Annotated in this window: 1 protein-coding gene; it reads left to right on the forward strand. The window is 42.8% G+C overall.

Annotated elements, in window-relative coordinates; translation table 11 throughout:
- Positions 1-76 precede the first annotated feature (76 nt).
- A complete protein-coding gene (locus ACTHUT_RS21655; protein ID WP_440419876.1) occupies positions 77-379 on the forward strand; it encodes an integration host factor subunit alpha in 303 nt (100 codons plus the stop codon).
- Positions 380-533: the final 154 nt, after the last annotated feature.

A 533-nucleotide genomic window follows, 5' to 3' on the forward strand; every position in this document is an offset into this window, starting at 1 on the left:
TTTGTTTTTTTGGTGATGACTTGATTTTTAAAAGAATTTTGGTAATAATTGCACCAGTTTGAATGAAGGTAAACACATGACACTAACTAAAGCAGAATTGGCTGATATTTTGGTCGACAAAGTCAGCAACGTCAACAAGAATGATGCCAAAGAAATCGTCGAGCTCTTTTTTGAAGAAATCCGCAGCACTTTGGCGCGTGGTGAAGAAATTAAAATTTCCGGTTTCGGTAATTTCCAATTGCGCGACAAACCCCAACGCCCTGGCCGTAACCCTAAAACAGGCGAAGAAGTGCCGATTACCGCACGCCGTGTGGTGACTTTCCATGCCAGCCAAAAACTAAAAGGCATGGTGGAGCATTACTATGACAAACAACAATAATCCGGTTATTCCTGCCAAGCGTTATTTTACGTTGGATGAGATGTGCCAATTGGTGCAAATCAGCCCGGCCCAGTTTGCCCAATGGCAACATGAAAATAATGTTGTGATTGGATACGGTGGCGATCGATATACGCGCTCAGATGTAGTTAAGTTG

Source organism: Neisseria sp. P0022.S010 (assembly GCF_051956635.1).

Excerpts from the sequence above, each read along its gene's own strand:
- ACTHUT_RS21655 (WP_440419876.1), top strand. The coding sequence starts at position 77 with ATGACACTAACTAAAGCAGAATTGGCTGATATTTTGGTCGACAAAGTC.